Raw genomic sequence first — 8,657 nt, 5'->3', positions numbered from 1 at the left:
TTCAATATAATATCTGTCCTTATGCTTGTAGTATTTACAATCTTAGGATATTTGGGCTATAGGGCAGGACTATTTAATTCTCTAGATAGCTTTAGGGCTTATATCCTATCTAAGGGAAAGCTCGCCCCTCTTTTCTTTATGATTATCCAGGTGGTTCAGGTTGTCCTTCCAGTAATTCCAGGCGGACTAACTTTGGCGTTTGGAGTTATAATATTTGGAGCCTTTTGGGGCTTTATATATAACTACATTTCTATCTGTATTGGATCAATACTAGTGTTTTTTATATCTAGAAACTTCGGTAAGTCCATTGTGATTTGGATTTTCGGAAAGGATACTTTTGAGAAATATCATCACAAGATTAATGATAAGTCCTATGAAAAGTTCTTCGCTCTTGCGATTTTATTTCCTGTAGCTCCTGACGATTTCCTTTGTTATCTTTCAGGACTTACAGATATGAGTTTTAAGAAGTTTGCAAGTATAATATTTCTCTTCAAGGGCCCATCCATATTTCTTTATTCCATGGCTTGGGTGATGGGACTTGACTTTATATTTGAAAGATACTTATAGGAGGTATTATGTTTTACAAAAATTTATTACTTTACTTTGCGCCAGCTTTTTTGATAATTACAGGCTTTGTCTGTGAGAGGGTAAAGGATAAGAAGATTAATGACAAATACGGCTATAGGTCAGCTATTTCGATGAAAAATAAGGCAAATTGGTACTATGCCAATGATAGGATGAGTAAGATTTGCTTTATCCTTGGAGCAATCTTTCTTCTAATAGGAATTCTTGTCCAAAGATTTCTTGAAGTAACTACTCTTAGAATAATAATAATTCTAATTATTGAAGTCTTAGCCTATATAACTTGTGGGATAAGCTTAGAAAATAGATTAAAAGAAGCCCACAAAAAATGACCTGAACCCCAAAATCCGGAATACGGATGGAGGGGTTTTTGTATGCTAAAATACACAAAAGAATTTAAAATTAAACTAGTAAGGGAACACTTATCAGGTGAATCTGATAGTCGAGAAATGCTAGCTAAAAAATATGAGATTACAGATTGAACTTTGAGAAACTAGATAAATAGATTAGAAAATCTTTGGACTTATTATTTAATTATCTATGCGGAAGATATCTACCCAGACCCTTTCTAAAGAGAGGTCATCTTTTGCTGAAAAGTACTTGTAGATTGTCTCTATTTCCATCCCAAAGTTTTTAGCAAGCTTCCTAATATTCAGAATCTTAAGTCCTTCCTCTAAATACTAAATATTTTTACTCTTTAGTATTGATTTTCGTGAAATATCCATGAATGAATCCTTAATGAACATTGTTAAATATTTTTATAAAGTTTATTTTTATTTGTCACAATTTTTATTTTTTCTTAAATTATCGTAGTATTCTTTTCTCTTGGGATTTTCCTTAAACCAACCTTTTAAAACTCTTTTTTCTTGTTCATTGACTTCACCTATAGACCAAAAACAACAGCAAGCAATTACACCTGCAAAAATGCTAGGTATAAGTGAATTAACATATATAGAAATTCCTACAAAAATAAGGCCGAAAAGTGCAAAATATTTATTAATCTTTTTGCCAAAATAATATTCGCCCTTAATCACAAGCGGATGAAAAATTCCTATAAGAAAAAATGTTACTACACCAATTATTATTCCTTCCATAAACCCTCCTTATTTAATTATCATATATTTGGTAAATTTGGTCAAATTTTTGAGAAATTCATTAAAATCAAAGGATGTAAAAGCCTTTTTACATGAAATATCTTGGGTGTAAAGTGATATAGATAGACTAAATAAAATATTTTTTTTAATATAGACTTAGGAGGTGGAAATGTTGATAGGAGATAAGTTAAAGGAAGCAAGACTTAAGAAAAATATGACCCAAGAAGAAGTCGCCGAGAAGATTTTCGTATCTAGGCAATCAATTTCCAACTGGGAAAACAACAAGACCTATCCTGATATAGGAAATGTAATTGCCTTATCTGATTTATACGATGTTTCCTTAGACGAACTTTTGAAAGGAAGTGATAATTTTATGAAGCATTTGGAAGAGTCAACCGACTTAGTAAAATCAAACAAGAAACTAATTGGCCTAATAATACTCGCCTTGATTATTGTCGTTGCAATTGCCCTATTTACAGAATTTATGCCAGAAAGATTAAATATGGTAGCTATATTCACCCTTTCTATAATTCTAACAGGGCTAATCTATTCAGAGATAATAAAGAGATTCTAGGAGGATTTTATGGATCTACAATTAATAACTATAATTATAAGTGGGGTTGTGACAGTACTTGGTGGAATTATCCTACAATATAATATCTATCAAATGACGAAAATCGACGCAAGGGCAAGAGGACTCAAGCATCCTAAGCTACTTGGATTCTTAAACATTTCAGGTAACAATGGAAATGCCTTTCTCCTAGCCTATCTTATAGGAAGGAAAAAATATCCTATCCAAAATTTAGGGAAGAGAGATAAGGAAAATCTTGAATCTTTCAAGAAAAAATCCCGCCTAGCTCTAGCAATCCACCTTATCGGAGGTGTTGTATTTATAATATTGTTAATATATTATAAGAATATGTCATTTTAATTAAAGAAAAGCTTATGCAAGTTATAAACCATCTTCTAGTTAGATTTAGGACTAACTTTAGATAAGTTTATTGATTTGCATAAGCTTTTTCTATAGATATAAATCTGCTTGGCTGGTAAACATTTCCTTGTACAAGCCGTTCTTTTTCATTAGTTCTTCATGACTTCCTTCTTCGCTAATGCGTCCCTTATCGCAGACTATAATCTTATCTGCATATTTGGTTGATGAAAGCCTGTGGGAGATGAAAAGAGAAGTCTGTCCCTTTGAGATTTTTAGCATATTTTCAAAGATTTCCTCTTCACTTCTTGGATCTAGGGCACTTGTAGGCTCATCCATGATGAAAAACTTACCCTCATGATACATGGAGCGGGCAAGGGCAATCTTTTGGCCGATTCCTCCCGAAGGCTCAACCGACTCGTCAGAGAATAGGTAGGTTAGGAAGGTGTCTTCTTTGTCTACTAATTTATCAATCCAACTCGTTAGCTTAAGTAGGTCAAAAGACTTACTCATCTTATCATAATCCTTATCATCTATCTCATCTTTTAACTTTCCTGTAATATTTTCGCTTATCCTAAAAGGAAAAAGCCTAAAGTCCTGGAAGGTAGGGGATAGGATCTTGTAGTATTCTTTTGTATTAATGTCCTTGATATTTATATCGTTTAAGTAAATATTTCCCTCAGTAGGCTCGTAGAACTTACATAGGAGTTTGACTATAGTCGACTTACCAGCACCGTTTCTTCCAACGAGAGCTACGGTTTCTCCATTATTTATTTCAAAGGAAGCATCTTTTAGGACATAGTTTTCTGACTTTGGATATTTGAAAGATACCTTGTCAAATCTAATCCTAACTTCACTTGTATCGATATGATCGATATGGCCCTTATCGAGGAGACCTTCTTCCATTTCCATTAGGTCGAAGAAGACCTTAAGCTCTGCGTCAACTGATATGACTTTGGCGTAGTTTTGCTGGATGAGATTGGTTGCATTTATTACTTGAATTAGGGCGTTAAAATACATGGTAAAGTTGGCCAGGCTGATTGTCCTAGTAATTAGCTTATAGCTTAGGTAGATTAGGGTAAGGATAATCGAGCCATTGGCACTTACATTCATAAGACCATTGTAGATGCCGTTTTTGTTGAAATAATCAGTGGACGACTCCACCATTTTTTGCTGATACTTATCAGCCTTTTCTAATACAAGCTTTTGACCTTCATATATTTCTATATCCTTAAAATATCTTAAGTCAGAAGCAAAATCGGCAAAGAACCTGTAACTTCTCATATCGGTCACATTTGTCTCTTGATATTTTAATTCATTCTCCCTAATCAAATTTACGATTTTCCTGTTAATCAAGACTAGGATTATGAGGAGGATAATTATATAGAAGTTTAGGCTTAGGAGAATCCCTAAAGACATGATTCCACTTATTACAGCAGATATAACGAGAACTATTACTTCATAAAGATTGTACATTTCCCAAACTGCGTAGTGGGCCTTTTCCATCATATCTTGAATTTCTTTGCTGTCAGTTTTTTCTATAGGAAGTCTTAAGGATTTCTCAGCAATAGAAAATGTTAGAATATCAGACATCGATTCGAAGACCAGGGTTAGGTAGTTATTAAGGGCCCTAGAAGAGATTTCTCTTATGAATCCTAAAACAAGGACACCTCCTCCTACCATAAGCAAATATGATAATCTAGCATCTCCCATTAGCTCATCTATAATTAGCTTTGGAGCAAAGATATTTATCAAAGGGATAAGGCCCATGATTATATTTAGACCCATAATCTTTACTGTAAAGCCCTTATAGTATTTTTCGATAAGATTAAGAAGTTTTATGATATTTTTCATAGGGCCTCCTTGTAGTTTTTGGCTTGAAGCTCATATAGGTCCCTGTAGTCAGGACATGTTTTAATCAGCTCATCGTGGCTACCCTCGGCGAGTATTTTTCCGTCTCTTAGATAGATTATTCTATCGCAGAACTTGGTTGAGGCAAGCCTGTGGGAGATAAATATAGAAGACTTGTTTTCTATTAATTCATCATAAAGCATGTAGAGTTCTCTCTCATTTAGGGCATCGAGCTGGGCTGTAGGCTCATCAAGGATTAGGATTTTGGACTTTTCCTTAGCTATAGCTCTTGATAAGAAGAGTCTTTGTTTTTGGCCACCAGAAAGATCTACACCTTCACTATCTAGGATTCTAAGGAGACTTTGCCTATCCTTTTTCTCATATTTTTCTATTATCTCGTCAAGATGGGTCAAGCTATAAATATGATTAATATCCCTATCTTCGCTAGAAAGCAAGACATTTTCCTTAAAGCTAAAAGGTAGGAGTGATGAGTCCTGAAAGACTGCTGATACTAGCTTTTTGTAGTCGATCTTTGAATCTTCAAGGTCTTTGTCATTAATCAAAATCCTTCCTTCTGTAGGCTTATAAAATCCAGCTAGTATTAGGGCAAGGGTTGACTTACCTGCTCCATTTTCTCCAACTAGGGCAATGGACTCGCCATTTCTTATGGTAAAAGATATATTTTTTAGGACATAGTCCTTGGACTTTGGATACTTGAAAGAAACATCATCGAAGGTGATTTCTAGCTTGTCTGGATAAATTTCTTCCCTATCGTCTTTAAATACTTCTATTATCCTAAAGAATGGCTTAAACATAGTGTAATTTCTTCTAATATCGCTATAGACCCACATGCTTTGGCGGTTAAATTCTATAAAAGCGAAGATCGCTGTAAAGTAGACATAGAAATCTCCTATATCAATCCTTCCAGAGATTAAGCTAGTAAGAAGCCAGTACATGATAAGGCCATCCCTTAGGAGGTTGATTACATTAGCCAGGCTAAAAAAGCCTAGTGTCTTTGAATTTACTCTTGAAAGTTCTCCAATCCTGTCCCTATTTGTCTTGCCGTAGTAAGATTTGAAAAGGTCCACGCTATTATAAATTAGGATATCCTGTTTGGATAGGGGAGATTTCATCTCGTTATTAAGCTTGGCAAACTTATTCCAATTAGGACTCATGCTAGCCCAATACTTATCATAGGTCTTTGGGATTTTGTTTAAGATAAGTGATGAGATCACAGTGATTGTAAGAGTTGTAAGAAGAAGCCAGCTGTCCATCCTTAGAAAGATCCACAAAAATCCCGCGATAGAAGTAAGCATAGCAAAAACATTTGGAAGATCCATCATAATTCCTCCGGCACCCTCCCAAGGGCTTCTTACTGCCATCATGGCGTTATTTATCTTTTCACTTTCAGATTTTTCTTTCTTTTGTGCATAGGGTAGGTAGAGTGAATACTCTGTGACCATATTCATCATTTTGTAGCGAATATGATTCATCCTCATGCGGTAGTTGCCCATGATAAAGGAATCGAAGAAGCTAATCAAAGATGATATAAAAAATAAGCCTATAAAGAAAATTGGGAAAATCTCTGGATTAGTAGAGTGATTTTTCAATATAAAGGCAGGTGAAATAATCCATAAGAAGGGCTTAATCCCTACAAATAGACCGTAAAGTGCGATTAGTAAAAACATAAGTGGCTCGAGTTTGGCCATCTTTCTCATTAAAAATTTAAATTCTGTCATATTTCTCCTTGTTGTTAATCGTAAGGATCAAGGAGTATCCTGATACTTACTATAGTTAGTTAATTTTGAAATCCATTCTTGCTTTTTTGTTCATTTTTCCATCTCCTTTCTTAATGATAATTTTATTCTAGCACAGAAAATCTATTTGCGCAATAGTACTTTAATAGAAAAAACCGCATTGCTGCGGCTAAACTTTTATTTTTCGGGGAAGTAAACTATTTTCCAGCTTTAAAACTTATGACAGTCTTATTTTCCTCGACTAAGGATTCTTCAATTTCAAAAGATTTGATCTTGTAGGTATTATCAAAAGAGATTAAATTATTAATAGTCTTTCCTATAGATTTAAGCTCAACAATTCCCTTATCAAGAGTTAGATTAAGGCCTTTGTCTATGGCATAATTTATGAGCTCTTCAATAAGATTTGGATCGAAATCACGTGAGGGCTTGATGATTGAAATCTCACCGTAATCTTCGTAAAGCTTGAAGCTTATCCTATCAGCCTTGTAATAGGAAGAAAAAAATATTTTAAATAGGGAAAAGCTAGTCGCATAGTAGAGATTGTGAAAGCGGGCCTCCTTATCTAATGATAGGAGGAGGTTAGTCCTATTTTCCCTTCCTTCGACTAGGTGGACTATATTATCCTTCTTTTTTTCTACAGAAAGTACCTTACTTCCCCCGATATGGCCTGGCTCGTCCAAGAGGGTATCGTTTTGGGGCATAAATATAGTCTTGTCCAAGATAAGATAGGTGTTGTTGTTTACAAATTTCTTGGATAGGACTTTTGCTTTAACATCTGTTATTTCTGGAAATTTTTCGTAAATCTTAGTCATAATATACCTCTCTAATATTATATCATATGATATAATAAAAAAGAGGCAATTATGCGAAAAAAGATACTTTTATTTATCCTAGGCCTCCTTTTGGGCCTTTTGATATTTATTAATTATGAAAATTTGAATATTTTATATATACTTACTGGATGTATTCTGATAAGCCTTCTATCAATTTATAGGAAAAATTCTTTAATCTATATGGCTCTTGGAATTTTTATGATATTTTCTCTTTCATCTCTAAAACTTAATAGCGAGATGAAAAACATAGGAGATAATGGAAAGTTTAATTTTACAGTCCTTGAAAAAAGAAGGAAAGACCAAGGCTTTAGGTACTTTTTGAGAGCTGAAGATGGGAAAGAGCAAGCCAAAGTTCTCGCCTTTATGGACGAAGATTTAGCAATTGGCGAAAGCTTTGAAGGATATGGCAAAGTTAACTTAGCTCCTACAAATACCAACCCCAATCTCTTTTCCTACAGGAAGTACCTGGCTAGCAAGGGGATATTCAAAGAAATCAATATAGAAAAGATTGAGAAAAGAAGGATGGCCCCAAATCTTTTTCTAAAAATGAGAAATTCTTTCTATAATTATATCCACAGGATCTTCGATAATAATCTAAGTAAAAGATCAGCTGACTTTGTCGTTTCTGTAATCTTAGGGGAAAATCTTATAGAAAATGATTCGATAAGGGACCTAGGCCTAAGCCACATCCTTGCTGTTAGTGGGCTTCACATGGATATGTTGTTTTTCTTTATCCTATTTCTCTTAGGAAGATTTAACTATAGGTATGCCTATGGGCTTGGACTTTTTCTTGCAACAATCTACGGATATCTAATAGGCTTTCCCTTTTCAGTAATTAGGGTGATTGGCCTAAATGTGATTTCTTTTCTAGCATTTTTGTATAATAAGCCAATGGATAAAATAAAAGCTTTATTAATAATAGGATCTGGAATATTACTTATAAATCCCTTTGCAGGTCTAAATACTGGTTTTATCTTGACCTTTGCGTCAAGCCTTGCAGTCTATTTGGTTTATCCAAAGATTAAAAATCACTTTAGCAAATCCTATATAGGAGAAAGCCTCGCCTTTACTAGCTCCATTCAGCTTGCTCTTTTGCCCTTTATGATTTATTATTATGGAAGATTTAACCTCGTAAGCATACTGGCAAACTTTCTAATACTTCCTGTATTTAGCCTTTCTATGTATATAATTTTTATAATAATATTTGCCTATCCGCTATTAGGGAGATTCATCAAGCTATTATTTATTGGACTTAACCTACTTGTAGAGAGCATCCTAAATATGACAGAACTTTTAAATAAAATCAAATTCCTTGCCCTAGATTTTAGAAAGCCCCATATCCTACTTGCATTTTATGGTTTTATCCTTATCATAATTATATTAAATTTAGGAAGAAATAGGGTCAAGGCTCATGCTAATATAATTCTACTTTCTATTATGGTCTTGATATTTTCTCTAGGAAAAGATAGGGGAGAGATTAGCTATCAGATGATAGATATTGGCCAAGGAGACGCCTTTTTACTCAATGATAAGGGAGCTTATTATATGGTTGATGTGGGAGGACCTAAATACAAAACTTACGCTTCAGGAGAGAAAATCCTCCTTCCTTATC

9 protein-coding genes are annotated in these 8,657 nt (G+C 34.1%); 5 read left to right on the top strand and 4 right to left on the bottom strand.

Going from position 1 to position 8,657, the window contains the following annotated elements:
• A partial coding sequence (locus MRZ08_RS01310) for a TVP38/TMEM64 family protein (protein ID WP_297378400.1) occupies positions 1-567 on the top strand: 567 nt, incomplete at its 5' end.
• 8 nt (positions 568-575) lie between these two features.
• Positions 576-914 carry an SdpI family protein gene (locus tag MRZ08_RS01305; protein WP_297378398.1) on the top strand — a complete coding sequence of 113 codons (339 nt, stop codon included), beginning with the start codon at positions 576-578 and terminating at the stop codon, positions 912-914.
• A 441-nt stretch (positions 915-1,355) separates the two neighbouring features.
• Here MRZ08_RS01305 and MRZ08_RS01300 read toward each other — a convergent pair whose 3' ends face one another.
• Positions 1,356-1,676, bottom strand: coding sequence for a DUF4491 family protein (locus MRZ08_RS01300; protein WP_297378395.1), 321 nt, complete (start codon positions 1,674-1,676; stop codon positions 1,356-1,358).
• A 169-nt stretch (positions 1,677-1,845) separates the two neighbouring features.
• On the opposite strand from MRZ08_RS01300, the gene MRZ08_RS01295 reads away from it, so the two are divergent.
• Both MRZ08_RS01295 and MRZ08_RS01290 read left to right on the top strand, forming a co-directional pair.
• Positions 1,846-2,250 carry a helix-turn-helix domain-containing protein gene (locus MRZ08_RS01295; RefSeq protein ID WP_297378392.1) on the top strand — a complete coding sequence of 135 codons (405 nt, stop codon included), beginning with the start codon at positions 1,846-1,848 and terminating at the stop codon, positions 2,248-2,250.
• A 9-nt stretch (positions 2,251-2,259) separates the two neighbouring features.
• A complete protein-coding gene (locus MRZ08_RS01290) occupies positions 2,260-2,607 on the top strand; it encodes a hypothetical protein (protein WP_297378390.1) in 348 nt (115 codons plus the stop codon).
• A 90-nt stretch (positions 2,608-2,697) separates the two neighbouring features.
• Here the strand turns inward: MRZ08_RS01290 and MRZ08_RS01285 are convergent, their stop codons facing one another.
• The 3 genes from MRZ08_RS01285 to MRZ08_RS01275 all read right to left on the bottom strand — a co-directional run bounded on the left by MRZ08_RS01285 (position 2,698) and on the right by MRZ08_RS01275 (position 7,024).
• A complete protein-coding gene (locus tag MRZ08_RS01285) occupies positions 2,698-4,458 on the bottom strand; it encodes an ABC transporter ATP-binding protein (protein WP_297378388.1) in 1,761 nt (586 codons plus the stop codon).
• Complete coding sequence (locus tag MRZ08_RS01280) at positions 4,455-6,194, bottom strand: ABC transporter ATP-binding protein (protein ID WP_297378385.1); 1,740 nt, start codon at positions 6,192-6,194, stop codon at positions 4,455-4,457. Before MRZ08_RS01280 ends, MRZ08_RS01285 begins: the two co-directional genes overlap by 4 nt.
• Positions 6,195-6,409: 215 nt before the next feature.
• On the bottom strand, positions 6,410-7,024 hold the full coding sequence (locus MRZ08_RS01275) for a hypothetical protein (RefSeq protein WP_297378383.1): 615 nt from the start codon (positions 7,022-7,024) through the stop codon (positions 6,410-6,412).
• Between the two features lie 51 nt (positions 7,025-7,075).
• Here MRZ08_RS01275 and MRZ08_RS01270 point away from each other — a divergent pair.
• Positions 7,076-8,657, top strand: a 1,582-nt coding sequence (locus tag MRZ08_RS01270) for a ComEC/Rec2 family competence protein (protein WP_297378381.1), incomplete at its 3' end; no start/stop codon positions are given.

It is taken from the genome of Anaerococcus sp., from assembly GCF_022770135.1.
Lineage (GTDB): Bacteria > Bacillota > Clostridia > Tissierellales > Peptoniphilaceae > Anaerococcus.
Note: the sequence above shows the minus strand (reverse complement) of the source record. Positions and strands in the feature narration are given on the sequence as shown.

Bases quoted from the DNA above. Each gene is read 5' to 3' on its own strand.
- MRZ08_RS01295 (WP_297378392.1), top strand. From the start codon at position 1,846: ATGTTGATAGGAGATAAGTTAAAGGAAGCAAGACTTAAGAAAAATATG.
- MRZ08_RS01275 (WP_297378383.1), bottom strand. From the start codon at position 7,024: ATGACTAAGATTTACGAAAAATTTCCAGAAATAACAGATGTTAAAGCA.
- MRZ08_RS01290 (WP_297378390.1), top strand. From the start codon at position 2,260: ATGGATCTACAATTAATAACTATAATTATAAGTGGGGTTGTGACAGTA.
- MRZ08_RS01285 (WP_297378388.1), bottom strand. From the start codon at position 4,458: ATGAAAAATATCATAAAACTTCTTAATCTTATCGAAAAATACTATAAG.
- MRZ08_RS01305 (WP_297378398.1), top strand. From the start codon at position 576: ATGTTTTACAAAAATTTATTACTTTACTTTGCGCCAGCTTTTTTGATA.
- MRZ08_RS01280 (WP_297378385.1), bottom strand. From the start codon at position 6,194: ATGACAGAATTTAAATTTTTAATGAGAAAGATGGCCAAACTCGAGCCA.
- MRZ08_RS01300 (WP_297378395.1), bottom strand. From the start codon at position 1,676: ATGGAAGGAATAATAATTGGTGTAGTAACATTTTTTCTTATAGGAATT.